The sequence below is a fragment of the Pseudomonas shahriarae genome, from assembly GCF_014268455.2.
Taxonomy (GTDB): domain Bacteria; phylum Pseudomonadota; class Gammaproteobacteria; order Pseudomonadales; family Pseudomonadaceae; genus Aquipseudomonas; species Aquipseudomonas shahriarae.
Genome location: NZ_CP077085.1, coordinates 5,463,967 through 5,489,870, shown reverse-complemented (window position 1 = coordinate 5,489,870; position 25,904 = coordinate 5,463,967). Strand labels below are relative to the sequence as shown.

The 25,904-nt window shown below is 61.9% G+C and carries 25 protein-coding genes; 15 read left to right on the top strand and 10 right to left on the bottom strand.

What is annotated here, in order from left to right:
• Positions 1-26: 26 nt before the first annotated feature.
• From HU773_RS24575 to HU773_RS24515, 13 genes are all read left to right on the top strand, one after another.
• Positions 27-1,292: a glutamate-5-semialdehyde dehydrogenase gene (locus HU773_RS24575; protein WP_057960706.1), complete on the top strand. Its 1,266-nt coding sequence runs from the start codon at positions 27-29 to the stop codon at positions 1,290-1,292.
• Positions 1,292-1,936, top strand: a complete 645-nt coding sequence (nadD, locus tag HU773_RS24570; RefSeq protein ID WP_057439003.1) for a nicotinate-nucleotide adenylyltransferase — start codon at positions 1,292-1,294, stop codon at positions 1,934-1,936. Before HU773_RS24575 ends, nadD begins: the two co-directional genes overlap by 1 nt.
• A 70-nt stretch (positions 1,937-2,006) precedes the next feature.
• Positions 2,007-2,501, top strand: coding sequence for a ribosome silencing factor (rsfS, locus tag HU773_RS24565; RefSeq protein ID WP_032861691.1), 495 nt, complete (start codon positions 2,007-2,009; stop codon positions 2,499-2,501).
• A gap of 9 nt (positions 2,502-2,510) precedes the next feature.
• Positions 2,511-2,978 carry a 23S rRNA (pseudouridine(1915)-N(3))-methyltransferase RlmH gene (gene rlmH / locus HU773_RS24560; protein WP_029292262.1) on the top strand — a complete coding sequence of 156 codons (468 nt, stop codon included), beginning with the start codon at positions 2,511-2,513 and terminating at the stop codon, positions 2,976-2,978.
• A 15-nt stretch (positions 2,979-2,993) separates the two neighbouring features.
• Positions 2,994-4,889 (top strand): penicillin-binding protein 2, encoded by a 1,896-nt coding sequence (gene mrdA, locus HU773_RS24555; RefSeq protein WP_057960705.1) that lies wholly within the window; start codon positions 2,994-2,996, stop codon positions 4,887-4,889.
• A 31-nt stretch (positions 4,890-4,920) separates the two neighbouring features.
• The gene (rodA, locus tag HU773_RS24550) at positions 4,921-6,024 is read left to right on the top strand and encodes a rod shape-determining protein RodA (protein WP_057960704.1); all 1,104 of its coding nucleotides are present in this window, start codon (positions 4,921-4,923) and stop codon (positions 6,022-6,024) included.
• 17 nt (positions 6,025-6,041) lie between these two features.
• Positions 6,042-7,052 carry a lytic murein transglycosylase B gene (mltB, locus tag HU773_RS24545; RefSeq protein ID WP_057960703.1) on the top strand — a complete coding sequence of 337 codons (1,011 nt, stop codon included), beginning with the start codon at positions 6,042-6,044 and terminating at the stop codon, positions 7,050-7,052.
• A complete protein-coding gene (locus tag HU773_RS24540; RefSeq protein ID WP_057960702.1) occupies positions 7,052-8,047 on the top strand; it encodes a septal ring lytic transglycosylase RlpA family protein in 996 nt (331 codons plus the stop codon). The genes mltB and HU773_RS24540 overlap by 1 nt, the downstream gene beginning before the upstream one ends.
• Before the next feature lie 182 nt (positions 8,048-8,229).
• Positions 8,230-9,387: a D-alanyl-D-alanine carboxypeptidase family protein gene (locus HU773_RS24535; RefSeq protein WP_057960701.1), complete on the top strand. Its 1,158-nt coding sequence runs from the start codon at positions 8,230-8,232 to the stop codon at positions 9,385-9,387.
• Positions 9,388-9,472: 85 nt separating this feature from the next.
• Positions 9,473-9,748, top strand: coding sequence for a DUF493 domain-containing protein (locus HU773_RS24530; protein ID WP_029292256.1), 276 nt, complete (start codon positions 9,473-9,475; stop codon positions 9,746-9,748).
• The gene (gene lipB, locus HU773_RS24525; protein ID WP_057960700.1) at positions 9,748-10,395 is read left to right on the top strand and encodes a lipoyl(octanoyl) transferase LipB; all 648 of its coding nucleotides are present in this window, start codon (positions 9,748-9,750) and stop codon (positions 10,393-10,395) included. Before HU773_RS24530 ends, lipB begins: the two co-directional genes overlap by 1 nt.
• A gap of 25 nt (positions 10,396-10,420) precedes the next feature.
• Complete coding sequence (gene lipA / locus HU773_RS24520; RefSeq protein ID WP_057444888.1) at positions 10,421-11,422, top strand: lipoyl synthase; 1,002 nt, start codon at positions 10,421-10,423, stop codon at positions 11,420-11,422.
• 173 nt (positions 11,423-11,595) lie between these two features.
• Positions 11,596-12,528, top strand: coding sequence for a S66 peptidase family protein (locus HU773_RS24515; RefSeq protein ID WP_057439006.1), 933 nt, complete (start codon positions 11,596-11,598; stop codon positions 12,526-12,528).
• A gap of 95 nt (positions 12,529-12,623) precedes the next feature.
• On the opposite strand, the gene HU773_RS24510 is transcribed toward HU773_RS24515, so the two are convergent.
• The 5 genes from HU773_RS24510 to leuS form a co-directional block, all read right to left on the bottom strand.
• On the bottom strand, positions 12,624-13,949 hold the full coding sequence (locus tag HU773_RS24510; RefSeq protein WP_057960697.1) for a lytic murein transglycosylase: 1,326 nt from the start codon (positions 13,947-13,949) through the stop codon (positions 12,624-12,626).
• A 61-nt stretch (positions 13,950-14,010) separates the two neighbouring features.
• A complete protein-coding gene (gene arfA, locus HU773_RS24505; RefSeq protein WP_003176285.1) occupies positions 14,011-14,175 on the bottom strand; it encodes an alternative ribosome rescue factor ArfA in 165 nt (54 codons plus the stop codon).
• Positions 14,176-14,410: 235 nt separating this feature from the next.
• The gene (gene holA / locus HU773_RS24500) at positions 14,411-15,448 is read right to left on the bottom strand and encodes a DNA polymerase III subunit delta (protein ID WP_057960696.1); all 1,038 of its coding nucleotides are present in this window, start codon (positions 15,446-15,448) and stop codon (positions 14,411-14,413) included.
• A 39-nt stretch (positions 15,449-15,487) separates the two neighbouring features.
• On the bottom strand, positions 15,488-16,093 hold the full coding sequence (locus HU773_RS24495; RefSeq protein WP_169989729.1) for an LPS-assembly lipoprotein LptE: 606 nt from the start codon (positions 16,091-16,093) through the stop codon (positions 15,488-15,490).
• 90 nt (positions 16,094-16,183) lie between these two features.
• Positions 16,184-18,790, bottom strand: a complete 2,607-nt coding sequence (leuS, locus tag HU773_RS24490) for a leucine--tRNA ligase (RefSeq protein ID WP_169989728.1) — start codon at positions 18,788-18,790, stop codon at positions 16,184-16,186.
• Between the two features lie 262 nt (positions 18,791-19,052).
• Between leuS and HU773_RS24485 the strand changes: the two genes are divergently transcribed.
• Positions 19,053-19,370 (top strand): hypothetical protein, encoded by a 318-nt coding sequence (locus HU773_RS24485; RefSeq protein WP_128592774.1) that lies wholly within the window; start codon positions 19,053-19,055, stop codon positions 19,368-19,370.
• Positions 19,371-19,454: 84 nt separating this feature from the next.
• On the top strand, positions 19,455-20,216 hold the full coding sequence (locus HU773_RS24480; RefSeq protein ID WP_057439012.1) for a YdcF family protein: 762 nt from the start codon (positions 19,455-19,457) through the stop codon (positions 20,214-20,216).
• Positions 20,217-20,367: 151 nt separating this feature from the next.
• Here HU773_RS24480 and lnt read toward each other — a convergent pair whose 3' ends face one another.
• The 5 genes from lnt to miaB form a co-directional block, all read right to left on the bottom strand.
• On the bottom strand, positions 20,368-21,891 hold the full coding sequence (gene lnt, locus HU773_RS24475) for an apolipoprotein N-acyltransferase (protein WP_057960692.1): 1,524 nt from the start codon (positions 21,889-21,891) through the stop codon (positions 20,368-20,370).
• 8 nt (positions 21,892-21,899) lie between these two features.
• Positions 21,900-22,739 carry a CorC family transporter gene (locus tag HU773_RS24470; protein WP_005791724.1) on the bottom strand — a complete coding sequence of 280 codons (840 nt, stop codon included), beginning with the start codon at positions 22,737-22,739 and terminating at the stop codon, positions 21,900-21,902.
• A gap of 42 nt (positions 22,740-22,781) precedes the next feature.
• Positions 22,782-23,240: an rRNA maturation RNase YbeY gene (gene ybeY, locus HU773_RS24465; protein WP_057960691.1), complete on the bottom strand. Its 459-nt coding sequence runs from the start codon at positions 23,238-23,240 to the stop codon at positions 22,782-22,784.
• Complete coding sequence (locus HU773_RS24460; protein ID WP_029292238.1) at positions 23,233-24,237, bottom strand: PhoH family protein; 1,005 nt, start codon at positions 24,235-24,237, stop codon at positions 23,233-23,235. Before HU773_RS24460 ends, ybeY begins: the two co-directional genes overlap by 8 nt.
• Before the next feature lie 225 nt (positions 24,238-24,462).
• On the bottom strand, positions 24,463-25,791 hold the full coding sequence (gene miaB / locus HU773_RS24455) for a tRNA (N6-isopentenyl adenosine(37)-C2)-methylthiotransferase MiaB (protein WP_057439015.1): 1,329 nt from the start codon (positions 25,789-25,791) through the stop codon (positions 24,463-24,465).
• Positions 25,792-25,904: the final 113 nt, after the last annotated feature.

Below are 25,904 nucleotides of genomic sequence, written 5' to 3'. Positions count from 1 at the left end.
CCTCTTTGCCAAGACCCCACCAGACCATGACTGAGTCCGTTCTTGACTACATGACCCGCCTGGGTCGCGCTGCCCGTCAGGCCTCGCGGTTGATCGCCCGTGCGAGCACCGCGCAGAAGAACCGTGCCCTGCTGGCGGCCGCCGATGCTCTGGATGCCTCGCGCTCCGAGTTGACCGCTGCCAACGAGCTGGACCTGGCCAACGGCCGGGCCAATGGTCTGGAGCCGGCATTGCTGGATCGCCTGGCGCTGACGCCGGCCCGTATCGACGACATGATCGAAGGCTTGCGCCAGGTGGCCAAGCTGCCGGACCCCATCGGTGAGATCCGCGACATGCGCTACCTGCCGTCAGGTATCCAGGTCGGCAAGATGCGTGTGCCCCTGGGCGTGATCGGCATCATCTATGAGTCGCGGCCCAACGTGACCATCGACGCCGCGAGCCTGTGCCTGAAGTCCGGCAACGCCACCATCCTGCGCGGCGGCTCCGAAGCGATCCATTCCAACCGCGCCATCGCCGCCTGCATCCAGCAAGGCCTGGCCGTGGCCGAGTTGCCGGCTGAAGTGGTGCAAGTGGTGGAAACCACCGACCGCGCCGCCGTCGGGGCGCTGATCACCATGCCGGAGTTTGTCGACGTAATTGTTCCACGCGGCGGCAAGGGCCTGATCGAACGTGTCAGCCGCGATGCCAAGGTGCCAGTTATCAAGCACCTGGATGGCGTCTGCCATGTGTTTATCGACGTGGCGGCCGATCTCGACAAGGCGATCCGCATTGCCGATAACGCCAAGACCCACCGCTACGCGCCGTGCAACACCATGGAAACCCTGTTGGTCCACGCCGGCATTGCCGAGCGCGTGTTGCCGCCGCTGGCTGCAATCTACCGTGACAAAGGCGTGGAGTTGCGGGGTTGCGAGCGTACCCGGGCATTGCTGGGCAGCGACGTGATCGAAGCCACCGAGCAGGACTGGTACACCGAATACACGGCGCCGATCCTGTCGATTCGTATCGTCGATGACCTGGACCAGGCCATCGAGCACATCAATACCTACGGCTCCAAGCATACCGACGCCATTGTTTCCGAGCATTTCAGCGATGCCCGGCGTTTCCTCACCGAAGTAGACTCTGCTTCGGTGATGATCAACGCCTCGACGCGTTTTGCCGACGGCTTCGAGTACGGCCTGGGGGCGGAGATCGGGATTTCCACGGACAAGCTGCATGCCCGTGGCCCGGTGGGCCTGGAAGGCCTGACCAGCGAGAAGTACGTGGTCTTTGGCGATGGTCATGTGCGCACTTGATGGGTAAACGCATCGGGCTGCTCGGCGGTACCTTCGACCCCGTGCACATCGGCCATTTGCGCAGTGCCCTGGAAGTGGCGGATACCCTCGGGCTGCAAGAGCTGCGGCTGATCCCCAATGCCAGGCCGCCGCACCGGGACACACCGCAGGTCAGCGCGCAGGAGCGCCTGGCGATGGTGCAGTGTGCGGTGGCCGGGATTGCCCCGTTGGTGGTGGACGACCGCGAGCTCAAACGCGATAAACCGTCCTACACTATCGACACCCTGGAACAGACGCGGGCCGAGTTGGCCGCCGATGACCAGTTGTTTCTGCTTTTGGGCTGGGACGCATTTTGCGGACTGCCCACTTGGCATCGCTGGGAAGAGTTGCTCCAGCATTGCCACATCCTGGTTTTGCAACGCCCGGATGCCGACAGCGAACCGCCGGATGCCTTGCGCAACCTGCTGGCAGCGCGGTCGGTAAGTGACCCACAGGCCCTGACCGGGCCGAGCGGGAATATTGCATTCGTCTGGCAGACCCCGCTTGCGGTGTCCGCCACCCAGATCCGTCAACTGCTGGCCAGCGGTAAGTCGGTACGTTTCCTGGTGCCTGACGCGGTCCTGGCCTACATCGATGCGCACGGGCTTTACCGTGCGTCGAACTGAAAAGGCGCGCTTGAAGGCACGAATAGTCGTGTATTGAAGCGCCCGAACTAATGAGCAAAACGAGTTTTATATGACGAACAAAGACGTAAGCAAAGTTAAGCGCAAAGGCACGTTCAAGAGCGCACCGTTGCCAGTGGAAGCCCTGCTGGTCCCGGCCCCTGAAGGCGAAGCGCTGGTCGCGCTGGCCGTAGCCGCCCTGGAAGACGTGAAGGCCCAGGACATCCAGGTCCTGGACGTGCGCGACAAGCAAAGCATCACCGACTTCATGATCATCGCCACCGGTACCTCCAACCGCCAGATCGGCGCGATGCTGGACAAGGTTCGCGAAGCCGTCAAAGCCCAGGGCGTCAAGCCACTGGGTGAAGAAGGCAAGGGCGATAGCGACTGGGTGCTGGCTGACCTGGACACCGTGATCGTACACATGATGACCAGCAACGCTCGCCAGTTCTACGACCTGGAGCGTCTGTGGAAAGGCGCCGAGCAGAGCCGTGCTGCCGATGGCAAGCACCACAGCCCTGAAGTCGGTCACGCGCACTTCGACAAGCTCAACAAAGACCAGGAATAAGGAACGGCTGTGCGCCTGCGTCTGATCGCTGTCGGTTCACGCATGCCCAAGTGGGTGGAAGAAGGCTGGCATGAATATGCCAAGCGTCTGCCATCCGAATTGGCTCTGGAACTGGTGGAAATACCCCTCAACACCCGGGGCAAGAACGCCGATGTGGCGCGCTTTATCCGTCAGGAAGGCGAGGCGATGCTGGCCAAGGTCGGTGCCAACGAGCGCATCGTCACCCTTGAGGTGCACGGCAAACCCTGGAGCACCGAGCAGTTGGCGGTGGAACTGGATCGCTGGCGCCTGGATTCGCGCACGGTCAACTTCATGGTCGGCGGCCCCGAGGGGTTGGCGCCGGAAGTCTGCGCGCGGGCCGATCAGCGCTGGTCGCTGTCGCCCCTGACGTTGCCCCATCCGCTGGTGCGGATTCTGATTGGTGAACAGCTGTATCGCGCCTGGACAGTCCTGTCCGGGCACCCTTACCACAAATAGTCTGCGCCCTGCCTGATGACCCAGCCGATCCGCATCAAGGACCACGAGAAAGACGCACGTCTTGTACGCGCGCGTGTGATCTTTGGCGCGATCGCGGTGGTGGCGTTGATGTGCGTGTTGATCGCCCGTCTGTATTACCTGCAGGTGATCCAGTACGAGTATCACTCCACGTTGTCGGAAAACAACCGGGTGCATGTGCAGCCGATCCCGCCGACCCGTGGCCTGATTTTCGACCGCAATGGCGTGGTGATTGCCGATAACCGGCCCAGTTTCAGCCTGAGCATGACCCGCGAACGGTCCGGTGACTGGCAGCAGATCCTCGATGTGATTGTCGAGGTGCTGCAACTGACGCCGGAAGACCGGGCGATCTTCGAGAAGCGCATGAAGCAGGGGCGGCGCCCGTTTGAACCGGTGCCGATCCTGTTTGAGCTGACTGAAGAGCAGATCGCCAGGATCGCCGTGAACCAGTTCCGCCTGCCGGGGGTGGAGGTGGTGGCGCAACTGGTGCGGCATTACCCGCAGGGGGCGCACTTTGCCCACTCGGTCGGTTATATGGGGCGGATCAACGAAAAAGAGCTGAAAACCCTCGATCCGGTCAATTACAGCGGCACCCACCATATCGGCAAGACCGGTATCGAGCGCTTCTACGAGCCGGAGCTGCACGGCCAGGTGGGTTACGAGGAGGTCGAGACCAACGCCCGTGGCCGCGTGCTGCGGGTGCTCAAGCGCACCGACCCGATTCCCGGCAAGGACATTGTTCTGAGCCTGGATATCAAGCTGCAGGAGGCCGCGGAAATGGCCCTCGGCGGGCGTCGTGGTGCGGTGGTCGCGCTGGACCCGAACACCGGCGAGGTCCTGGCCATGGTCAGCCAGCCGAGTTTCGACCCCAACCTGTTTGTCACCGGGATCAGCTTCAAGGCCTATGCCGAGTTGCGTGATTCCATCGACCGGCCGTTGTTCAACCGGGTGCTGCGCGGTCTGTATCCACCGGGTTCGACCATCAAGCCAGCGGTGGCGATTGCCGGCCTGGATGCCGGTGTCGTGACTGCTTCCAGCCGGGTCTACGATCCGGGTTACTACATGTTGCCCAACTACGATCACAAATACCGTAACTGGAACCGTACCGGCGACGGCTATGTGGATCTGGATATGGCGATCATGCGTTCCAACGACACCTACTTCTATGACCTGGCCCACAAGCTGGGGATTGATCGTTTATCGACCTACATGGGCAAGTTCGGCCTCGGTCAGAAAGTGTCCCTGGATATGTTTGAAGAGTCCCCTGGCCTGATGCCGTCCCGCGAGTGGAAGCGCGCCACCCGGCGCCAGGCCTGGTTCCCCGGTGAGACGCTGATCCTGGGGATCGGCCAGGGCTATATGCAGGCCACGCCCTTGCAACTGGCCCAGGCCACGGCGCTGGTGGCCAGCAAAGGCAAGTGGATTCGTCCGCACCTGGCCAAGACCATCGAGGGTGAACAGCCGGTGGATGAAAACCCGATCCCCGACATCGTCCTGCGCGACCCGTCCGACTGGACCAAGGTCAACCACGGCATGCAACAAGTGATGCACGGCGCGCGAGGCACGGCGCGCAAGGCGGCCATTGGCGCGCAGTATCGGATTGCCGGCAAGAGCGGGACTGCCCAGGTGGTCGCAATCAAGCAGGGCGAGAAATACGACCGCTCCAAAGTCCAGGAACGCCATCGCGACCACGCCTTGTTCGTCGGTTTCGCCCCGGCCGACAACCCGAAAATCACCGTGGCGGTGATGGTCGAGAACGGCGAGTCCGGTTCCGGCGTGGCCGCCCCGGTGGTGCGCCAGATCATGGATGCCTGGTTGCTGGACCAGGACGGCAAGCTCAAGCCTGAGTTTGCCAACCCTTCAAGCGCGGAGGCTACGGCCCGTGAAGAGTAATTTCGACCGCATTCTCTCCAGTGAGGATGTGATGCGCCGCCGCGCCACCTTGTTGCAACGCATGCACATTGATGGCCCGTTGCTGATCCTGCTGCTGACCCTGGCAGCCGGTAGCCTGTTCGTGCTGTATTCGGCCAGTGGCAAGAACTGGGACCTGTTGATCAAGCAGGCGTCCTCGTTTGGCCTGGGCCTGTTGTCGATGGTGGTTATCGCCCAGTTGGAGCCGCGCTTCATGGCGCGCTGGGTGCCGCTGGGGTATGTCGTCGGGGTGCTGCTGCTGGTGGTGGTGGACGTCATGGGGCACAACGCCATGGGCGCCACCCGTTGGATCAATATCCCGGGGGTGATTCGCTTCCAGCCGTCGGAATTCATGAAAATCCTCATGCCGGCCACCATCGCCTGGTACCTGGCCAAGCGCACCTTGCCGCCGCAGCTCAAGCATGTGGGGATCAGCCTGATCCTGATCGGCATTCCGTTCATTCTGATCGTGCGCCAGCCGGACCTCGGCACCGGCCTGCTGATTCTTGCCGGCGGTGCATTCGTGTTGTTCATGGGCGGCCTGCGCTGGCGCTGGATCGTCAGTGTGCTGGTGGCGGCCGTGCCGGTGGCTGTCGCCATGTGGTTCTTCTTCATGCACGACTATCAGAAGCAGCGGGTCCTGACCTTCCTCGACCCTGAGAGCGATCCGCTGGGCACCGGCTGGAACATCATCCAGTCCAAGGCGGCCATCGGTTCCGGTGGCGTGTTTGGCAAGGGCTGGTTGCTGGGCACCCAGTCGCACCTGGACTTCCTGCCGGAAAGCCACACCGACTTTATTATCGCGGTGATGGGTGAGGAGTTCGGCCTGGTGGGCATCTGCGCACTGTTGCTGATCTACTTGCTGTTGATCGGGCGTGGCTTGGTGATTACCGCGCAAGCGCAGACGTTGTTCGGCAAATTGCTTGCCGGCGCGCTGACAATGACTTTTTTTGTTTACGTTTTCGTCAACATCGGTATGGTCAGTGGCCTGCTGCCGGTGGTTGGGGTGCCGTTGCCGTTCATTAGCTACGGCGGAACTTCGTTGGTGACATTACTGTCAGCGTTTGGGGTCTTGATGTCGATCCATACCCATCGCAAGTGGATCGCACAGGTTTGAATAAGGTGAAGATGTCAATGCAAGCAATGCGTGGCTGGGCTGCTCGGTATGCGTCCTGTCTGGGCTTGGTGGGCGCCTTTGGCGCTGCACAGCCAGCCCTGGCCGGCGATTACGACGGCTCGCCCCAGGTCGCCGAGTTTGTCGGCGAGATGACGCGTGACTATGGTTTCGCCGGCGAACAACTGATGGGCGTGTTCCGCGAGGCTCAGCGCAAGCAGTCGATCCTCGACGCGATCTCTCGCCCCGCCGAGCGCGTCAAACAGTGGAAGGACTATCGCCCGATGTTTCTCACCGACGCCCGGGTGGCGCGGGGTGTGGACTTCTGGCGCCAGCACGAGGCCGTACTGGCCCGTGCCGAGCAGGAATATGGCGTGCCGGCCCAGGTGATCGTGTCGATTATCGGCGTTGAAACCTTTTACGGGCGCAATACCGGCAGTTTCCGGGTGATCGACGCCTTGTCGACCCTGGGCTTCGATTACCCGCCCCGTGCCGAATTCTTCCGCAAGGAACTGCGCGAGTTCCTGCTGCTGGCCCGTGAAGAGCAGATCGACCCATTGACCCTCAAAGGCTCGTACGCCGGGGCCATGGGCCTGCCACAGTTCATGCCGAGCAGCTTTCGCGCCTACGCCGTGGATTTCGACGGTGATGGCCATATCAATATCTGGAGCAACCCCGATGATGCCATCGGCAGTGTTGCCAGCTACTTCAAACGTCACGGCTGGGTGGCTGGCGAGCCGGTGGTGATTCGCGCCGATGTCACGGGCGATCGCGCCGATGAAGGCCTGACCCAGGGCATCGAGCCGGTGAAAACCGTCGGGGAGTTGCGGGCGCTGGGCTGGTCAAGTCATGATGCGCTGCGCGATGATATACCGGTTACCGCCTTTCGCCTGGAGGGCGCAGACGGCCCGGAATACTGGATGGGCCTGAAGAATTTTTACGCAATCACGCGTTATAACCGCAGTGTGATGTACGCCATGGCCGTACATCAGCTGTCAGACATGCTGGTTCAAGCACGGGGCGTCAAGTAATGCGGGTATCGCCGATCAATAAACCGCTCAAGCTGGTGGCGCTTGCCGCATTGTCCTTGCTGGTTGTCAGTTGCTCCACCAGCCGTGCGCCGGCGCAGAAGGCCGGTGGCCCGGTAGTCCGCGCGCAGCCGGGGCTGGATATCAACCGGGCTCACAAGGACGGCGCGCCGTGGTGGGACGTTGACGTCTCGCGCATCCCGGATGCCACGCCGACCCTGCATACCGGCAACTATAAGGCCAACCCCTACACGGTACTGGGCAAGACCTACTTTCCGCTGCAGGAATCCAAGAACTATGTGCAGTCGGGTACCGCGTCCTGGTACGGCACCAAGTTCCACGGGCAGAACACCGCCAACGGCGAGGTGTATGACCTGTACGGCATGAGCGCGGCCCACAAGACCTTGCCGCTGCCGGCCTATGTACGGGTGACCAACCTGGACAACAACCGCGTGGTAATCCTGCGGGTCAACGACCGTGGGCCGTTCTACTCCGACCGCATCATCGACTTGTCCTACGCAGCCGCGAAAAAACTCGGCTATGCCGAATCCGGCACGGCGCGGGTCAAGGTTGAAGGCATCGACCCGGCCCAGTACTGGGCCCAGCGCGGCAAGCCAGCGCCATTGATGCTCAACGAACCACAGAGCGCACAACCGCAGATCACCGCTTCGGCAGGCAAGGTCGAGCAGTGGACGCCGCCGCCCCAGCAGCACGCCGCGCCAGTCGTGGCCGTGCCACAGGCGGCGCCGGGCAATGCAGCGGGCGGGCAGTACCTGCAAGTCGGCGCTTTCGCCAACCCGGATGCGGCAGAACTGTTAAGGTCCAAGCTCAGCGGGATGGTCAGCGCGCCGGTCTTTATCAGCTCCATTGTGCGTAACCAGCAGACCCTGCACCGGGTACGCCTGGGCCCCATCGGCTCGGCGGGTGAGATTGCCCAGGTACAGAACAGCGTGCGATTGGCCAACCTGGGCCAGCCCAGCGTGGTCGGCGCCGAATAAGCAGTAGCGGATCGAGGGTGCTGGCGCGCTTGCGCGCCGGGGCCCTGGTTGCAGGCTCTTCGAATAATAAAAACCCGAAGGCAAGGGTTGAGCTGGCAACTGAATACGCGACAGCCTGGTGACGGGCTGTCTGAATGTTTTGCCCGCGAGGGCAAGTTTCCATAAGCAATTTCGAGAGACGGATGAACATCACCACCTTAGCCAAACGCCTGTGCCTGCTTGTCCCGCTGATCATTGCGCCCGCTGCCTGGGCCGTCGAAATGATGCCAGCACCACCGCAACTGGCTGCCAAGTCCTACGTGCTCATGGATGCCGCCAGCGGCAACGTGCTGGTCGAAAACAACGGTGACCAGCGCCTGCCGCCGGCCAGCCTGACCAAGCTGATGACCGCCTATATCGCGACCCTGGAAATCCGTCGCGGCCAGATCGGTGAAAACGATCCGGTGACCGTCAGCGAAAACGCCTGGCGCACCGGCGGTTCGCGGATGTTCATCAAGGTCGGCTCCCAGGTCTCCGTCAGCGACCTGCTGCACGGCATCATCATCCAGTCCGGTAACGACGCCAGCGTCGCCCTGGCCGAACACATTGCCGGCAGCGAAGATGCATTTGCCGACATGATGAACAAAACCGTGACTGACCTGGGCATGACCAACAGTCACTTCATGAACCCGACCGGCCTGCCAAACCCAGACCACTACTCGTCGGCCCATGACATGGCGATCCTGGCGCGCGCGATCATTCGTGTCGACCCGGTGCACTACGCCATCTACTCCCAGAAAGAGTTCTTCTGGAACAACATCAAGCAGCCTAACCGCAACCTGTTGCTGTGGCGCGACAAGACCGTCGACGGCCTGAAAACCGGGCATACCGACGAAGCCGGCTACTGCATGGTGTCCTCGGCTGTGCGTGACGGCCAACGTCTGATCGCCGTGGTGTTCGGCACCAACAGCGAACAGGCCCGTGCGGCGGAAACCCAGAAGCTGCTGACCTATGGCTTCCGTTTCTTCGAAACCCAGACCTTCTACCAGAAGGGTGCCGAACTGGCCCAGGCTCCTGTGTGGAAAGGCACCGAGCGTCAAGTCAAGGCCGGCCTGGCTGACGACCTGACCCTGACCATGCCTAAAGGCCAGCTGAAGAAACTGGCTGCCAGCATGACCATGAACCCACAACTGACCGCGCCAATCGCCAAGGGCGATGTGATCGGTAAAGTCGAAGTGAAGCTGGACGACAAAGTCGTACACAGCGCCGATCTGATCGCGCTCGACGCCGTTGAGGAAGGTGGTATCTTCCGCCGCGTGTGGGATAGCATCCGTCTATTCTTCTACGGCTTGTTCAACTGATTGTGTGCACCCGCAAGGCCCCGCGTTGATCCGACGCGGGGCTTTGCCCGTCGCCACGGCTTACCGCTTACGAGGCCGTTTCGCCATGACCGATAAAGAAGTAAAGGCGCCAAAGATCGAATTCCCGGTGACGGACTATCCCGTCAAGGTGATCAGCGATACCGGTGTGGGCAACAAAGACAAGATCCTCGAGATCATGCGTAAACACGCAACGATCAACGACAACCGTGTGGATGAGCGCTTGAGCACCAACGGTAAGTACACCACGATCCAGTTGCACATCGTTGCGACCGGTCAAGACCAGCTTTACGACATCAACAGCGAACTGCGAGCCACCGGTTTCGTACATATGGTGTTGTGATGTCGCAGGTCCTGGGCTTTCGCGAGCTCGGCCAGATGGCGTACGAGCCGGTCTGGCACGCCATGCAGCGCTTTACCAATGAGCGCGGCAGCTCGGCTCCCGACGAAATCTGGCTGGTGGAACACCCGCCGGTATTCACCCAGGGCCAGGCTGGCAAGGCTGAGCATCTACTACTTCCGGGTGATATTCCGGTGGTGCAGGTCGACCGAGGTGGTCAAGTGACTTACCATGGGCCCGGACAACTGGTGGCTTATTTGCTGCTGGATGTGCGCAAGCTGGGTTACGGCGTGCGTGAGCTGGTCAGTCGCATGGAAAACTGCCTGATCGAGCTGCTGGCCAGTTATGGTGTGACTGCCGTGGCCAAGCCCGATGCTCCAGGTGTGTATGTCGACGGCGCGAAAATCGCCTCCCTGGGCCTGCGCATCCGCCATGGCTGTTCCTTTCATGGCCTGGCCCTGAACGTGGACATGGACCTGGCGCCGTTTCGCCGGATCAATCCCTGTGGTTACGCCGGTTTGGCCATGACCCAGTTGAGTGATCACGCAACACCCCTAGAATTTGCCGAGGTAAGTGCCCGGCTGCGCGCGCAGCTCGTCAAACACCTCGACTATGCTGAGCAGACGACCCTGACGGGCGGAATCGACTGATATGACTACTGATGTTGTGCAAACCATGATCCCGACGCTGGACATTACCGAGCGTCCGGCCCCGGCTCCGCGTGCCAAGGTGGAAGCCGGCGTCAAGCTGCGCGGCGCCGAGAAGGTTGCACGCATCCCGGTGAAGATCATTCCGACCACCGAACTGCCGAAAAAGCCCGACTGGATCCGCGTGCGCATCCCGGTCTCGCCGGAAGTCGACCGTATCAAGGCGCTGCTGCGTAAGCACAAGCTGCACAGTGTGTGCGAAGAGGCCTCCTGCCCGAACCTGGGCGAGTGCTTCTCCGGCGGCACCGCGACCTTCATGATCATGGGTGACATCTGCACCCGTCGTTGCCCGTTCTGCGACGTTGGCCATGGCCGGCCGAAGCCACTGGACGTCAACGAGCCGGAAAGCCTGGCCATCGCCATCGCCGACCTGAAACTCAAGTACGTGGTGATCACCTCGGTAGACCGCGATGACCTGCGCGACGGCGGTGCCCAGCACTTTGCCGACTGCATCCGCGAAATCCGCAAACTGTCGCCGAACGTGATGCTCGAGACCCTGGTCCCGGACTACCGTGGCCGTATGGACGTCGCCCTGGAAATTACCGCCGCCGAGCCGCCAGATGTGTTCAACCACAACCTGGAAACCGTTCCGCGCCTGTACAAGGCTGCGCGTCCGGGTTCGGACTACCAGTGGTCGCTGACCCTGCTGCAGAAATTCAAGCAGATGATGCCGCACATCCCGACCAAGTCCGGGCTGATGCTGGGCCTGGGCGAAACCGACGAAGAAGTCATCGAAGTCATGAAGCGCATGCGCGAACACGACATCGACATGCTGACCCTCGGCCAGTACCTGCAACCATCGCGCAGCCACTTGCCGGTGCAGCGTTTTGTGCACCCGGACACCTTTGCCTGGTTTGCCGAAGAAGGCTACAAGATGGGCTTCAAGAACGTCGCGTCGGGCCCGCTGGTACGTTCGTCGTACCACGCCGACGAACAGGCCAAGCTGGTCAAGGCTAGCCTGGTTTCCTAAACCTTGGCGCCGATCCATTTGTGTGGATGGGCGTGTAGGGGGGCTGGTTTGTGTGGGAGCGGGCTTGCCCGCGATAGCATCGCCTCGGTGCAACTGATACACCGAGGCGTGTGCATCGCGGGCAAGCCCGCTCCCACAGTTCGTTGTGCTGTACAGAATAGGGAGAACCAAGGATGACTAACCCGCTTGCCACCGCCGTACCCGCCCTGCGCGCCGAAGGTGTGATCGGCCTCATTGCCCCCGCTGGCCCCGCCGCGCTGGATGTTGAAAAGGCCGGGCAATGGATGCGCGCCCGTGGCTACGAGCTGCGGATTTTCTCGGGGGTGTATGAGCGCGATGGCTATCTGGCCGGCAGCGATAAAGTACGCCTGCGCGACCTGCACGCTGCCTTCGCCGACCCCGAGATCGACGCCATCTTCTGTCTGCGCGGTGGCTACGGCACCCCACGCTTGCTCGATAGCGTGGATTTCGAGCTGCTGGCAGCCAATCCCAAGCCCTTCGTCGGCTACAGCGATATCACCGCGCTGCACTTGGCGATCAGCCGCTACGCCGGCTTCGTGACCTTCCACGGCCCGATGCTCAATGCCGACCTGCTCGGTGACAAGCAACAGCCCACTGAGTCATCACTGTTCAGCCTGCTGCGCGGCCAGCTGGGCGCTGGCAGTGTGCTGGCGCACCCAGTGGCGTACCCGCTGACCACCATTGAGCCTGGCATCGCCTGTGGGCGCTTGCTGGGGGGCAACCTGTCGATGATCGCGGCGGTGATGGGCACGCCCTTCGAGCTTGATGCCGAGGGCATCATCCTGTTTATCGAGGACGTCAACGAGCCAATCTATCGCATCGACCGCCTGCTGACGCACTTGCGCCTGGCGGGCAAGCTGGCGCAGGTGCGCGGTGTGCTGGTGGGGGATGTGGCGGGAGTGGATAACGTCGCGCTGGAGCGGCTGTTGAAACAGACCTTCCAACCGTTCTGTATTCCGGTCCTGTCCGGCTGGCGCAGCGGCCATTGCGACCCCAATCTGACCTTGCCGATGGGCGCCTTGGTGCGCCTGGATGCGGGGGAACAGCGGCTGGTGCTGGAGCAGGATGTGGTGTCTAGGCTCTGAGTGTTTTGCCGCCTGTCGGCACGCTATCGCGAGCAAGCTGGCTCCCACAGGGAATTGCATTCCAAGTGTGGGAGCGGCAGTCGCCCTACACCGATCTAGCGGCTACGCAACGACTCCAACAACTTCACCGTCGGATATCCATCCGCCGGCCAGCCCAACGACTGCTGCGCCGCACGAATCGCCTTGCGCGTATTGGCGCCGATAATCCCGTCCGGGTTGCCGGCCTCATAGCCATTGGCGCTCAACACCGTCTGCAACTCGATGCGCTGGGAGCGGGTCAGTGGCAGTTCATCGGTTGGCCAATCGCCGCGAATCACCCCACCGCCGCCAAAACGCTCGGACAACAGGCCGACCGCCAGGGCGTATGACGACGAGTTGTTGTACTTGAGGATTGCGCGGAAGTTATCCAGCACCAGGAACGCCGGGCCACGATGGCCGGCCGGCAGCAGCAGGGCGGCCGACAGCGTTTCTACGTTGGGCGGCACGCTGGCACCGGCCGGCACCTGCAGGCCCAGCTTCAACCATTCGCCGACCGGCTTGCGCACCACGCCATCAGCCAGGGCGTAATCGAAGTTTGTCGGCAATTGCTGCACCTCAAAGCCCCACGGCTGGCCTTTCTGCCAGCCCGAGCTTTGCAGGTAGTGCGCAGTGGAGGCGAGGGCGTCGGCCGAGCTGTTCCAGATGTCGCGGCGACCGTCGCCGTCGAAGTCCACGGCGTGGGTGTTGTAGGTGGTCGGTATGAACTGGGTCTGGCCCATGGCGCCGGCCCACGAGCCGCGCATCTGTTCGGCTGGAATGTCACCGTGCTGGATGATTTGCAGCGCGGCCAGCAACTGCGCCTGGGCGAATGCCGGGCGGCGGCCTTCATAGGCCAGGGTCGCCAGGGAGCGGATCACCGAGTTATTGCCCTGGAACGAACCGAAGTTACTTTCCATGCCCCACACCGAGACCAGCACCTGGCGATCAACGCCGTAGCGCTGTTCGATGCTTTGCAGGATATCGGCGTGCTTGATCAGCAAGGCCTGGCCATTGCGTACGCGCAGCGCCGACAAGGCACCGTTGAGGTATTCCCACACCGGGCGGGAAAATTCCGGCTGGCTGCGGTCGGCGCGGATGACCGCCATGTCGGGGGTGACGTTGGCGAAGGCGGTGTCGAATACCGTCGGGGTGATACCGGCCTTCAGGGCCTCGACGCGAAAACCTGCCTGCCATTCGGCGAAGGTCTGGGTCGGTTGGATATCGAGATTGGTCACGGCCAGGGGCGCAACTATGGCGGGGGCGGCAACCGGTGCGGTCTGGAGCGTGGGCAGGGGCTGAGCGTCGGCGGCGGTGGGTTTTTCGGCGCAGGCGACTAACAGGATCAGGCTGGAGGCAGCAATCAATTGGCGAAGGTGCCAACGACGGGAAAGACTAGAGGGCATGCACAGGTCCAGGAAATACGAATCAGGTGCAGACCTTATCATGCCAGAGGGGCGCTTGCCTTCAGGCAGCCAGAAAGTAAGAAGCCTCCCAGCTATTAGACTGGAAGGCTTCGCGGCGGTAGCTGCCTTTGCCTTTGCCGGCGCGTTCCTGGCGACTGCGGAACAACGGCTGGGCGATGATGGATTTGGCCTTGTTGGGGCCATGCTTGGATGGCTTTTTGCTCATGATCGGGACTCTCCGATGGGGTGGGTGATGCGGTGCAAATCATCTGCCGAAGTCTGCCGGCTGTCCAGCCCGGCGCGATGTAGGAAATATCAAAAACCTGAATACGGCGACGATCAAAACTGTAGGAGCTGGCTTGCCTGCGATGGCATCACCACCGCGTGACTGACACACCGAGGCGCCTGCATCGCAGGCAAGCCAGCTCCTACATTGGTTTTGTGGTGGTTGGGCGAGCGTGCTATTCGGCGGGCAGTGCCAGGCGCTGGCCGGACATCAGCAGCGACAAACGGCTCAAGCTCATCCACGGCGACCCTGCGGCCTGGCCCTTGATCTGCGCGTCGATGCGTTGGGCTTCGAGCAACAATTGCGCCCAGCGTTGCGCCGAGTGCCGTTGCAGGGCCTTGCTCATCAGGGGCTTGCGCTTGTCCCACACCGGCGGGCGGGCCTGGCTGAAGGCCTTGTCCAGAGGGGTGCCCTGGCTGTACTGCAGGGCGATATTGGCCAGCAAGCGCAGTTCCCGGGCCAGCGCCCAGAGAATCACCGGCGGCTCGACCCCTTCACCGCGCAGCCCTTCGAGCATGCGCAAGGCGTGGGCCGCATCACCGTTGAGGATTGCGTCCACCAGCCCGAATACGTCAAAGCGTGCGCTGTCGGCCACCGCGCCCTGCACGGTCTCGACGGTGATCTGGCCACCTTCGGCCATCAGCTTGAGCTTTTCGATTTCCTGGGCCGCCGCCAATAGGTTGCCTTCAACCCGGGCCGCGATCAGTTCGACCGCGTCCTGGCTGGCAGACAATCCGGCTTGCGACAGGCGTTGGCGAATCCATTGCGGCAACTGACTGCTGTCCACCGGCCAGATCTGGATGAACTGGGTCTGTGCCCCTTCCACCAGCGCCTTGCCCCATTTGGTTTTCTGCGCGCTGCCATCGAGCTTGGGCAGGCTGATCAGCAACAGCGTGTCCTCGGCGGGGCGGGCGCAGTATTCCATCAGGGCCGCCGCGCCTTTGTCGCCGGGCTTGCCCGAGGGCAGGCGCAGTTCCAGCAGGCGTTTTTCGGCAAACAGCGACATGCTGGCCCCGGCCTGGAGCAGGGTGCCCCAGTCGAAGCTGGCGTCGGCGCTGAACACCTGGCGTTCATCAAAGCCTTGCTGGCGCGCAGCCTGGCGAATGGTGTCGGCGGCTTCCTGGCACAACAGCGGATCATCGCCACTGACGATGTACACAGGCGCGAGGTTGCCTTGCAGGTGTTTGGCGAGTTGGGCGGGGGCGAGTTTCATAGGCTGGATGGACGGGGCGCATGACGCGCCCCGTCTGGTTTACTCGGCAGGGACTTCAACAGGCGATTGCTTGGGAATGCTGTTTTCATAGTCCTGCGCGGCTTTCAGCGCCTCCGCATCCGCCTTGGCCTTGGCGTCGGCAGTCTGCTGCAGGGCATCGAGCTGGGCCGGGCTGATCATCTGCAGGCGCAGGACCATACGCTGGACCAGGTCACGGCGCATTTCACTGAGCACCTGATTGACCTCAGTGTCGGAACCGACCAGGTTGTTGCCGTCATGCGTCACGACTTTCTGCACCTGCAGCTTGTCGCTGATCAGCGGCAACTGGTCGCGGCCCTGGATCTGGAAAAACAGCACGTTGCTCATCTCGATATCCGAAGAGCGGCCGGCACTGGCGTAGCTGAGGTTACGCTGGGTTTCTTTTTCGTCGACCAGTACCAGCTTGTAAGGCGCTCCGGTATAGACTTTGACGCCGCTGTTTTCCAGGGTTTGGCGCAGCTGGGTCACGGTTTCGCCATAGGCGTTGCGCGCGCTGACATCCAATTCCTTGATCGCCAGTTCCGTGGTGCCGGTGCCGCGCAGCTGGAAGCCGCAAGCGCTCAGCAGTACGGCAAGGCCCATAACCAGCAGGTTGCGTTTGATCATTTTATTGCTCCCCTTGAAACCATGTGGGCCTTATCGAGGCCCTGGAGGTTTTGTTCGGCGCCAGGGCTCTTGCCCTGGCGCCCGATCCGATTAGCTAGCGACGATATTGACCAGTTTACCGGGCACTACGATCACTTTGCGGATCGTCAGGCCTTCGGTGAAGCGCAACACGTTCTCATTGCTGCGCGCGGCAGCTTCGACTTCTTCACGGCTGGCGCTGGCAGGCATGTCGATCTGGCCGCGCAGTTTACCGTTGACCTGAATCACCAGTTGCAGCGTGTCCTGGACCAGGGCGCTGTCATCCGCGACCGGCCATGCAGCATCGATCACCGCGCCGCTGTGGCCCAACTGGCTCCACAGGTCGTGGCTGATGTGCGGGGTGATCGGCGCCAGCAGCAGGACGACTGCTTCCAGGCCTTCCTGCACCAGTGCACGATCCTGTTCGGTAGCCTGCGGGGCTTTTTCCAGCACGTTCATCAGCGTCATCACCTGGGCGATGGCGGTGTTGAATTTGTGGTGCTGGCCCACGTCCTGGCTGGCTTGCTTGATGGCCAGGTGGGTGCTGCGGCGAATGAGCTTCTGCTCGTCGCTCAACGACGCCACGTCCAGTTTGCCCGGCAAACCCTGGCTGATATGGCCATGGGCCAGGCGCCAGACGCGCTTGAGGAAGCGGTGCGAACCTTCGACGCCAGAGTCCGACCATTCGGCGCTCATATCGGGCGGCGAGGCGAACATCATGAACAGGCGGCAGGTGTCGGCGCCGAACTGGTCGATCATCGACTGCGGGTCGACGCCGTTGTTCTTCGACTTGGCCATCTTCTCGGTACCGCCGATTTCCACCGGCAGGCCGTCGGATTTCAACTTGGCACTGATCACCTTGGCTTTGCTGTCACGCTCCAACTCGACGTCCGCCGGGTTGAACCAGGTGTAGGCGCCATTGGCTTCGCGGCGATAGTAAGTCTCGGCGATCACCATGCCCTGGGTCAGCAGGTTCTTGAACGGCTCGTCGGAGCTGACCAGGCCTTCGTCACGCATCAGCTTGTGGAAGAAGCGCGCGTACAGCAGGTGCAGGATCGCGTGTTCGATACCACCGATGTACTGATCCACCGGCAACCAGTGGTCGGCTGCGGATTTTTCCACCAGGCCGCCTTCATAGTGCGGCGAGGCGTAGCGGGCGTAGTACCACGAGGACTCGACGAAGGTGTCCATGGTGTCGGTTTCACGCTTGGCAGGCTGGCCGCATTTCGGGCAGTTGCACTCGTAGAACTCGGGCATGCGCGCCAGCGGCGAACCGGCGCCGTCCGGCACCACGTCTTCGGGCAGGACGACCGGCAGTTGGTCTTCCGGCACCGGCACGTCACCACAGGTTTCGCAGTGGATGATCGGGATCGGGCAGCCCCAGTAGCGCTGGCGGCTGATGCCCCAGTCGCGCAGGCGGAACTGGGTACGCGAGGCGCCGAGGTTTTTCTTGATCAGGGCGACTTCAATGGCGTCGAAGGCACCTGCGAAGTCCAGGCCGTCGAACTCGCCGGAGTTGATCAGGGTGCCGTGTTCGCCGTAGGCGTCTTGCCATGGGGCCGGGTTGGTATCACCGGAACTGGTACGCACCACAGACTTGATCGGCAGGTTGTACTTGGTGGCGAATTCGAAATCGCGCTCGTCGTGAGCGGGCACTGCCATTACTGCACCATCGCCGTAGTGCATCAGCACATAGTTGGCGACCCAAACCGGCAGTTTTTCACCGGTCAGTGGGTGCTCGACGAACAGCCCGGTCGGCAGGCCTTTTTTCTCCTGGGTGGCGACGTCGGCTTCAGCCACGCTGCCGCCTTTGCATTCGGCGATAAAGGCCTGCAGCTCAGGGTTGTTCTGTGCAGCTTGGGTGGCCAGCGGGTGTTCGGCGGCCACGGCGACGTAGGTCGCGCCCATCAGGGTGTCCGGACGGGTGGTGAAAACTTTCAGAGCGCCCGTTTCACCGATGGAATCGACGTTGTACGGGAACTGCACTTCCATGCCCTTGGACTTGCCGATCCAGTTGCGCTGCATGGTCTTGACCTGTTCAGGCCAGCCCGGCAGGTCGTCTAGGCTCGACAAGAGTTCATCGGCGTAGGCGGTGATCTTGAAGTAGTACATCGGGATTTCGCGCTTTTCGATCAGCGCGCCGGAACGCCAGCCACGGCCGTCGATCACTTGCTCGTTGGCGAGGACGGTCTGGTCGATCGGGTCCCAGTTCACGGTGCCGCTTTTTTTGTAGATCACGCCTTTTTCGAACAGGCGGGTGAACAGCCATTGTTCCCAGCGGTAGTAGTCCGGCTTGCAGGTGGTCACTTCGCGGGACCAGTCCACGGCCAGGCCCAGGCTGCGCAGCTGGGTCTTCATGTAGGCGATGTTCTCGTAGGTCCACTTGGCGGGCGCTACGTTGTTTTTCATCGCGGCGTTTTCCGCAGGCATGCCGAAGGCGTCCCAACCCATAGGTTGCAGGACGTTTTTGCCGAGCATGCGCTGGTAGCGGGAAATCACGTCGCCGATGGTGTAGTTACGCACGTGCCCCATGTGTAGTTTGCCGCTGGGGTAAGGGAACATGGATAGGCAGTAGTAAGTCTCCTTGCCTGGCTGTTCACTGACTTCAAAGGACTTTTGCTCGTCCCAGAAAGTTTGGGCGGCATTTTCTATTTCACGGGGCTGATATTGTTCGTGCATGGCTACTTTTGAACTGAATAGGGGTGGCCTAATCCTCTTCGGTGCATTGTCCGGGTTGAGCGACACCAAAAAGCGGCGCGTCCGTGCCCAAACCCTGCGGGAAGTGGAGTTACAGGAAGCGCCGTAGCATACATGACCCCACTCTATCGAGGGAAACCCTGATTGCGCCGCGCAGGCCGTTGGTCGCGGCGCGCGGTTGGTTGCGTCAGCGCAGCTACGCTGTTTATTGGGGAGTGAGACTTATCTTTAATGAGGTGAGGGGATGGTTGATTTGCAGCGAATGAGAACGAAACCGGAAGTGTATGAAGGACTGATCGACCGCTTGGGTCGAGCACTGGACGCAGCAAGAACCGCAGGCCGATTGCGTGACGAACGGCCTGATGAGCTGGAACTGCGAGGCTTGAGCCCTGCAGAGTTTGAAGTGATCAAGGCCTACCTGGACTTGAACGCGCGCCCGATCCCGCAATGGGTGGCTCCTGTGCCAGCCAGGGAAGCGGTGCGATCGTCCAAGGTGGTATGGCTCAAGGACTTGTCGGCCGGCCGCGGCCCGGAAAAGCTGCGGTCTGTGCGATTCAAGTAACTTGATCAGCGTTATCCACCGCTGGTAAAGATTGTCGCTAAACCCCGTTACACCTTAGGCTTCGGGCATCTTTGGAGATGCTCGATGCCTATTCGTTATTTCATCAAACAATTATTGCTGCCGCCCGGCATTCTCTTGCTACTGCTGGCCCTTGCCTGGTGGTTTCGCCGCACCCGTCCACGCTTGGCCGGCGTGTGCTTTGCCCTCGGGTTTGGCGGGATGTGGCTGATCAGCTTGCCGGTGATGGTGGAGTGGGGCGCACGCGCCTTGGAAACCGAGCCGCCATTGGCCGTGGAAGACTGGGCCAGCCTGGCAGAACGGGCCGATGCCATTGTGGTGCTGGGCTCGGGCCGCGAGCGCGGTGATCCGGCCTGGGGCGCCGATCAGCCGACCGGTATTGGCCTGGAGCGCCAGCGCTACGCGGCGCGATTGGCCAAGGCGTCCGGGCTGCCGGTGCTGACCAGCGGCGGCCTGCACTACGGCACGCCGCCCAGCGAGGCGCAGTTGATGGCGGTGTCGATGCAGCAAGACTTTGGCGTGGCCGTGCGCTGGAAGGAAGAGCGCAGCCGCACCACCTGGGAAAATGCGCAGATGAGTGCCGAAATCCTGTTGCCCCAGGGCGTCAAGCGCGTGGTAGTCGTGACCCAGGCCTGGCATATGCCGCGTTCGGTGTGGAGCTTCGAGAAGGCCGGCTTTACCGTGGTGCCGGCGCCGGTCGGCTTCCTGGGGGTGGACAATGCCCGGCCGCTGGGCGGCTGGATGCCGGAATTCAAGTCGATCTGGCAGAGCGGGCAGTTGATCAATGAGGCGGTGGGGCAGGTAGGTTACCGCCTGTTCTATCGTTAACGCCGCAAATCAACATATGGGGCTTGTGTGGGAGCGGGCTTGCCCGCGATGGCGGTGGGTCAGTCACTAAAAATGCTGACTGATACACCGCCATCGCGGGCAAGCCCGCTCCCACAAAAAGCCCGCTGCCACATTGGGTCTTGGGTGTCTGTCAGACGGTCTTGGCCATGCGCCCGGCCAGCAGGGCCCAGCCAAACAGCCCCAGGCACAGGATGATCAGCGGCCACGAACGCCATTGCAGGTACGGCGTCAGGTTGTGCATCGGTACGACCTCGCCGTAGAGAATGCCGCGCTCGAACTGCGGGATCTGCTCGGTAATCTGCCCGAACGGGTTGATTAGGCCGGTCACGCCGTTGTTGGTGGCACGGATCATCCAGCGGCCGGCTTCGAGGGCGCGCATTTGGGCCATTTGCAGGTGCTGCAAGGGGCCAATGGAGGTGCCGAACCAGGTGTCATTGCTGATGGTCAGCAGTAAGTCGCTGCGGGCGGCGAGGCCGGCGGCGAACTCCGGATAGACCACTTCGTAGCAGATATACGGCGCGATCTGATAACCCTTGGCTTGCAGCATGGCCTGGTCCTCAGGCCCGCGGGCGAAGTCCGACATCGGCAGGTCGAAGAACGCGATCAGCCCGCGCAATACATCCTGCAGCGGTACGTACTCGCCAAAGGGCACCAGCTTCTGCTTCAAATAGGTGCCATCGCCTTGACCGACCACGGTGATGCCATTGAAGTAGCGCTTCTCATGGCGTACTTCCTGGCGGATCGGCACGCCGGTGATCATCGCCGCGTTCCGGTCGGCAGCGAATTTGCCCATCATCCCCAGGTAGCCCTCGACGGACTCCTTGAGCACCGGCACGGCGGTTTCCGGCCAGATCAGCAGGTCCACGCGCTTGGAGGCAAAACTCATGTCGCGGTACAGCGCCAGTTGCGCGTTGAGCTGGGCCGGGTCCCACTTCATGCTCTGCTCGACATTGCCCTGGATCGCCGCGACGGTCAGCGGTTCACCGGCGGGGCTGGTCCAGGCGTAGTGCTTGAGCCCCAGGCCAATGGCCCAGGGCGCAACCAGCAGCACCAGGCCTGCGCCGATAAACGCGTTGCGCCTGGCTGCCAGCAAACGCGGCAGGTTGACGAGCAGTGCCGCGCTCAAGGCCAGGGCAAACGAAATCAGCCACACCCCGCCCAGCGGCGCGAGCCCGGCCAGCGGGCCGTCGAGTTGACTGTAACCGGAGTACAACCAAGGGAAACCGGTGAGGAACCAGCCGCGAAACGCTTCCTGGCCCACCCATAGCGCGGCAAACGCCAGGGCATCGGCCAGCGGCGCTTCGTTACGGCGCAGCCAGCGCGCCCAGAGCCAGGCGGGCAGGGCAAAGAACAGCGCAATCGCGGCGGTGAACGCGAGCATCAACAGCCCGGCCAGCAACACCGACGCGCCGCCAAAGTGATGGATGCTGTAGTAGATCCAACTGGTGCCCGCGCCAAACAGGCCAAAGCCGAAACACCAGCCACGCCCGAAGGCCTGGCGGGGTGTCAGTTGGCGCATCCCGGCATAGAACACCCCGACCGCCACCAGCGCCAGCGGCCATATATCGAACGGCGCCAGCGCCAGGGTGGTGATAGCACCGGCCACCACGGCCAGCAGGTTACCGGGCCAGCCGGGTGCGGTGAGACGGCGCATATCAGTCCTTAGCGGGCAATAGGTGTCAGGCGGATCAGGTGGATGCGACGGCTATCGGCATTCAGGATGCGGAAGCGATAGGCGCCGATCTCGGTGGTTTCGTTACGCTTGGGCAAGTGACCAAACGCACTCATCACCAGGCCACCGACAGTGTCGAACTCATCGTCGGAGAATTCGCTGTCGAAGAACTCGTTGAAGTTCTCGATCGGCGTCAGCGCCTTGACCAGGAAGTCACCGCTGGGCAGCGGCTTGATGTAGCTGTCTTCTTCAACGTCGTGTTCGTCTTCGATATCGCCGACGATCTGTTCCAGCACGTCTTCGATGGTCACCAGGCCGGCGACACCGCCGTATTCGTCAATGACGATGGCCATGTGATTGTGGTTGGCGCGGAACTCGCGCAGCAGCACATTCAGGCGCTTGGATTCAGGCACGAAGGTCGCAGGACGCAGCAGGTCCTTGATGTTGAAGCTGTCGCCGTTCTCCTTGAGGATCAGCGGCAGCAGGTCCTTGGCCAGCAGGACACCCATGACGTCGTCATGGCTTTCGCCGATCACCGGGTAGCGCGAGTGCGCCGAGTCGATCACGGCCGGGAGGAATTCCCGTGGGGTCTGGGTCGCCTTGATGCTGATCATCTGCGAGCGCGGGACCATGATGTCCCGAACCTGCAGGTCAGCCACCTGGATGGCGCCTTCGACGATGGCCAGCGCTTCGCTGTCCAGCAACTTGTTCTGATGGGCCTCGCGCAGCAGCTCCAGCAGCTCCTGGCGGTTTTTCGGCTCGTGGGCAAAAGCCTGGGTCAGTTTACCCAGCCATGACTTTTGCCCGTTGCTCGATCGGTCTTCGCTCATAGCGATTACTCTAAATCCTTGATTGTTTCAGTTGAGTGTCGATTAGTGTTCGTCGTCTGCATAGGGGTCAGGATGACCCAACTCTGCAAGCAACGTTCGTTCCAGTGCTTCCATTTCTTCGGCTTCTTCATCATCTATATGGTCGTAACCCAACAGATGCAAGCAGCCGTGCATGACCAAGTGGGCCCAGTGGGCCTCCAGGGCCTTGCCTTGTTCCTTTGCCTCGCGCTCCACCACCGCGACGCAGATCACCAGGTCACCCAGCAGCGGGATATCCAGCAGTTCATCCGGCACATCGGCGGGGAACGACAGCACATTGGTCGCGTAGTCTTTCTGGCGCCAGGTGTGATTCAGCTCGCGGCCTTCAGGTTCGTCCACCAGACGGATGGTCAGTTCCGAGTCGGCGCTGCGCTGGCGCAGGGCCAGTGTGCACCATTGGCGGAACTGTTCTTCGCTGGGGGCTGGCGCTTCAGTGGCCAGTTGCAGATCAAGCTCAAGCATCGCGGCGGTTGTCCTTCGACAGCCCGTCGTCGCGGTGTTCGAAGCGCTCGTAGGCCTCGACAATGCGCTGCACCAGCGGGTGACGCACCACATCCTTGGGCATGAAGTGGGTAAAGCTGATCCCCGGCACGTCCTTGAGCACCTCGATCACCTGGCCCAGGCCCGACTTGGTGCCCTTGGGCAGGTCGACCTGGGTGATATCGCCAGTGATCACGGCGGTGGAGCCGAAACCGATACGGGTCAGGAACATCTTCATCTGCTCGACCGTGGTGTTCTGGCTTTCGTCGAGGATGATGAAGCTGTTGTTCAACGTGCGACCGCGCATATAGGCCAGCGGGGCGATCTCGATCACCTGGCGCTCGATCAGCTTGGCCACGTATTCGAAGCCGAGCATTTCATACAGTGCGTCGTACAGCGGGCGCAGGTACGGGTCGATCTTCTGGGCCAGGTCGCCGGGCAGAAAGCCCAGTTTCTCGCCAGCTTCCACCGCCGGGCGCACCAACAGGATGCGTCGCACCTGTTCGCGCTCCAGGGCGTCTACCGCACAGGCCACGGCCAGGTAGGTCTTGCCGGTACCGGCCGGGCCGATGCCGAAGTTGATGTCGTTGCCGAGGATTTCTTTGACATAGCGCTGCTGATTCAAGCCGCGCGGGCGAATCATGCCTTTTTTGGTACGCAGCGCCACGCTGGCTTCGGCCACCGGGTTGTTGGCCAGGTCTTCCACGGCGGATTCCTGCAGGTACAGGTGCACGGTTTCCGGCGACAGCTCGCTACCCTTGGTTTCGCGGTAGAGGCGACGCAGCAGGTTTTCTGCAGACGTGGTGTGCTGGGGTTCGCCAATCAGCTCGAATTGATTGCCGCGGTTGCGGATCTCGATGCTCAGGCGTTGTTCGATCAGGCGCAGGTGCTCGTCGAACTGTCCGCACAGATTGGCGAAACGACGAGCCTCAAACGGCTCGAGGAGGAAACGATGGGGTTCTGCTATGGGTGCGTTCAAGGTTGCTTTTAGCCGCCCTTTGGCTGTTTAGGTGAAATAGAGGATAACGCCAGCCGCCGGTGTGCGAAAGCACTTAAGTTATCGGAATGCTGCGCGGTTCCCATGTGGGGGCGGGCTTGCTCGCGAAGGCGGTGTGTCAGTCAATGCATCTGTCACTGATCCACTGCCTTCGCGAGCAAGCCCGCTCCCACATTTTGATCTCCACCAGTCAGGAGTATTGATGGGTTACTGGATCAGTGAGCCGCGCAGCGAGTGCGGTTGCGCCGCGTCGATGTGCACGTCGGCGAACTGGCCGATCAGCGTCGGGTTGTCGCAACGGAAATTGACGATCCGATTGTTCTCGGTACGTCCCTGCAACTCGCCCGGGTCTTTCTTCGAGTAATCGGTGACCAGGATGCGCTGGGTCGAGCCGACCATTTGTCGGCTGATCTCGAAACCTTGCTGGTTGAGGCGATGCTGCAAGGCGTTGAGGCGCTCCTTTTTCAGCTCCTCCGGGGTTTCGTCGACCAGGTCGGCAGCCGGTGTGCCGGGGCGCTGGCTGTAGACGAAGGAGTAGGAGAAGTCGAAACCGACGTCTTCAATCAGCTTCATGGTCTGCTGGAAGTCCTTCTCGGTCTCGCCAGGGAAACCAACGATAAAGTCCGAACTGATGCAGATGCCCGGCACGGCGGCGCGCAGTTTGCGCAGCTTGGACTTGTACTCCAGGGCCGTGTGGTTGCGCTTCATCGCCGAGAGGATGCGGTCCGAGCCCGATTGCACCGGCAAATGCAGGTGCTTGACCAGCTCCGGCACTTCGGCGTGGGCCTGGATCAGGCTGTCGGAGAACTCCAGCGGGTGCGAGGTGGTGTAGCGAATCCGCTCGATACCGTCTACCGCCGCGACCACGCGAATCAGCTCGGCCAGGTCCGCCAGGCGCCCATCGTGGGTCTGGCCGCGATAGCCGTTGACGTTCTGCCCCAGCAGGGTCACTTCACGCACGCCGTTTTCGGCCAGGTGGATGATTTCCGCCAGCACATCGTCGAACGGTCGGCTGACTTCTTCGCCCCGGGTATAAGGCACCACGCAGAAGGTGCAGTACTTGCTGCAACCTTCCATCACTGACACATAGGCGCTCGGGCCGTCGATGCGTGGCTCGGGCAGGTGGTCGAACTTTTCGATTTCCGGAAACGAGACGTCCACCTGCGGCAACTTGGTGATACGCGCAGCGTCGATCATTTCCGGCAGGCGGTGCAGGGTCTGCGGGCCGAAGACCACGTCGACATAGGGTGCGCGGTCGCGAATGGCCGCGCCTTCCTGGCTGGCCACGCAACCACCGACGGCGATCACCATGTCCGGGTTGGCCAGTTTCAGTTCACGCCAGCGGCCCAGCTGCGAGTAGACCCGGTCCTGGGCCCGTTCGCGGATCGAGCAGGTATTGAGCAGGATCACGTCGGCATCTTCGGCGCGAGCCGTGACTTCCAGGGCCTGATGTTCACCCAGCAGATCGACCATGCGCGAGCTGTCGTACTCGTTCATCTGGCAACCGTGGGTTTCGATGTAAAGCTTCTTGGCCATGGGAATCGTCAACTGGTGGTAAAGAACCGCGCATTATAGGGGGCATGCCCATTGGTTCCTAGCACTGTGCATCGGGTGCCATGCTATAGTTCGCGCCCTCATTTATATCCGCC

What these genes read in the sequence shown, in the direction of transcription:
- HU773_RS24575 (WP_057960706.1), top strand. Translation starts at nt 27, where the DNA reads ATGACTGAGTCCGTTCTTGACTACATGACCCGCCTGGGTCGCGCTGCC.
- nadD (WP_057439003.1), top strand. Translation starts at nt 1,292, where the DNA reads ATGGGTAAACGCATCGGGCTGCTCGGCGGTACCTTCGACCCCGTGCAC.
- rsfS (WP_032861691.1), top strand. Translation starts at nt 2,007, where the DNA reads ATGACGAACAAAGACGTAAGCAAAGTTAAGCGCAAAGGCACGTTCAAG.
- mrdA (WP_057960705.1), top strand. Translation starts at nt 2,994, where the DNA reads ATGACCCAGCCGATCCGCATCAAGGACCACGAGAAAGACGCACGTCTT.
- rodA (WP_057960704.1), top strand. Translation starts at nt 4,921, where the DNA reads ATGCGCCGCCGCGCCACCTTGTTGCAACGCATGCACATTGATGGCCCG.
- mltB (WP_057960703.1), top strand. Translation starts at nt 6,042, where the DNA reads ATGCAAGCAATGCGTGGCTGGGCTGCTCGGTATGCGTCCTGTCTGGGC.
- HU773_RS24540 (WP_057960702.1), top strand. Translation starts at nt 7,052, where the DNA reads ATGCGGGTATCGCCGATCAATAAACCGCTCAAGCTGGTGGCGCTTGCC.
- HU773_RS24535 (WP_057960701.1), top strand. Translation starts at nt 8,230, where the DNA reads ATGAACATCACCACCTTAGCCAAACGCCTGTGCCTGCTTGTCCCGCTG.
- HU773_RS24530 (WP_029292256.1), top strand. Translation starts at nt 9,473, where the DNA reads ATGACCGATAAAGAAGTAAAGGCGCCAAAGATCGAATTCCCGGTGACG.
- lipB (WP_057960700.1), top strand. Translation starts at nt 9,748, where the DNA reads ATGTCGCAGGTCCTGGGCTTTCGCGAGCTCGGCCAGATGGCGTACGAG.
- lipA (WP_057444888.1), top strand. Translation starts at nt 10,421, where the DNA reads ATGATCCCGACGCTGGACATTACCGAGCGTCCGGCCCCGGCTCCGCGT.
- HU773_RS24515 (WP_057439006.1), top strand. Translation starts at nt 11,596, where the DNA reads ATGACTAACCCGCTTGCCACCGCCGTACCCGCCCTGCGCGCCGAAGGT.
- HU773_RS24510 (WP_057960697.1), bottom strand. Translation starts at nt 13,949, where the DNA reads ATGCCCTCTAGTCTTTCCCGTCGTTGGCACCTTCGCCAATTGATTGCT.
- arfA (WP_003176285.1), bottom strand. Translation starts at nt 14,175, where the DNA reads ATGAGCAAAAAGCCATCCAAGCATGGCCCCAACAAGGCCAAATCCATC.
- holA (WP_057960696.1), bottom strand. Translation starts at nt 15,448, where the DNA reads ATGAAACTCGCCCCCGCCCAACTCGCCAAACACCTGCAAGGCAACCTC.
- HU773_RS24495 (WP_169989729.1), bottom strand. Translation starts at nt 16,093, where the DNA reads ATGATCAAACGCAACCTGCTGGTTATGGGCCTTGCCGTACTGCTGAGC.
- leuS (WP_169989728.1), bottom strand. Translation starts at nt 18,790, where the DNA reads ATGCACGAACAATATCAGCCCCGTGAAATAGAAAATGCCGCCCAAACT.
- HU773_RS24485 (WP_128592774.1), top strand. Translation starts at nt 19,053, where the DNA reads ATGGTTGATTTGCAGCGAATGAGAACGAAACCGGAAGTGTATGAAGGA.
- HU773_RS24480 (WP_057439012.1), top strand. Translation starts at nt 19,455, where the DNA reads ATGCCTATTCGTTATTTCATCAAACAATTATTGCTGCCGCCCGGCATT.
- lnt (WP_057960692.1), bottom strand. Translation starts at nt 21,891, where the DNA reads ATGCGCCGTCTCACCGCACCCGGCTGGCCCGGTAACCTGCTGGCCGTG.
- HU773_RS24470 (WP_005791724.1), bottom strand. Translation starts at nt 22,739, where the DNA reads ATGAGCGAAGACCGATCGAGCAACGGGCAAAAGTCATGGCTGGGTAAA.
- ybeY (WP_057960691.1), bottom strand. Translation starts at nt 23,240, where the DNA reads ATGCTTGAGCTTGATCTGCAACTGGCCACTGAAGCGCCAGCCCCCAGC.
- miaB (WP_057439015.1), bottom strand. Translation starts at nt 25,791, where the DNA reads ATGGCCAAGAAGCTTTACATCGAAACCCACGGTTGCCAGATGAACGAG.